Source organism: Micromonospora sp. KC207, assembly GCF_004348615.1.
Classification (GTDB): Bacteria; Actinomycetota; Actinomycetes; order Mycobacteriales; family Micromonosporaceae; genus Micromonospora.
Map to the genome: position 1 here is coordinate 1 of NZ_SMKJ01000612.1, position 980 is coordinate 980.

The window sequence follows — 980 nt, forward strand, 5'->3', positions numbered from 1 at the left end:
CCCCTGGGCACTGACCCGTCTGGACCCGTCCTCGGCGTGGCGGACCACCCGCGGCGAGGGCGTCACCGTGGCGGTCATCGACTCCGGCGTGTCGGCCACCCACCCGCTGCTGCGCGGTCAGGTGCGCCCCGGCCGGGACTTCAACGCGCTGCCCCGCAACGAGGGCCAGTGCGACGAGGCCGGGCACGGCACGATCGTCGCCGGCATCATCGCCGGCCGGGAGGGCACCGGCGCGCCGTTCACCGGCATCGCGCCGGCCGCCCGGATCCTGCCCGTACGCGTGCTGCCCGACGCCCGGCGCACCAGCGACGAGGGCCTGCCGGCGCAGATCGGCCTGGCCATCCGCTGGGCCGTCGACCAGGGTGCCGACGTGGTCAACCTGTCCCTGGTCACGCTGCCCCGCCCGGAACTGGCCGCCGCCGTCGAGTACGCGCTCAGCAAGGGCGTCGTCGTGGTGGCCGCCGCCGGCAACCGGCAGGAGCAGCAGCAGAACCTGCCGGCGTACCCGGCGGCGTATCCCGGGGTCATCGCCGTCGCCGGGGTCGACGCGAAGGGCGGCCACGTCGGCACCTCGGTCAGCGGCGACTACGTGGACGTCGCCGCCCCCGGGCTGGACATCCTCGGCCCAGCGCCCCGGGGGCAGGGGTACCTCGCCGAGCCGCAGGGCGGCACCAGCTTCGCCGCCGCGTACGTCTCCGGCGTGGCCGCGCTGGTCCGCGCCGCCCACCCGGACCTCACGCCGGAACAGGTGGCCTACCGGCTCACCCGCACGGCGGACAACCCCCCGGACGGGCACAACGCCGAGGTCGGCTACGGGGTGGTGAACCCGTACCGGGCGGTGACCAGCGTGCTCGGCACCCGCACCGACCCGCCGCCCGGGGCGTTGCCCGCGCCGGCCCCACCCCGGGACCCGCTGGGCTGGCAGCGGGCCGTGGCGGTCTGGGTGGCTGCGGTCGGCGCGGTGCTGGCCGGCCTCCTGC

General features: G+C 77.3%; 1 protein-coding gene. It reads left to right on the forward strand.

From position 1 onward, the window contains the following. Positions 1-980, forward strand: a 980-nt coding sequence (gene mycP / locus E1258_RS32820; protein ID WP_132407882.1) for a type VII secretion-associated serine protease mycosin, incomplete at both ends; no start/stop codon positions are given.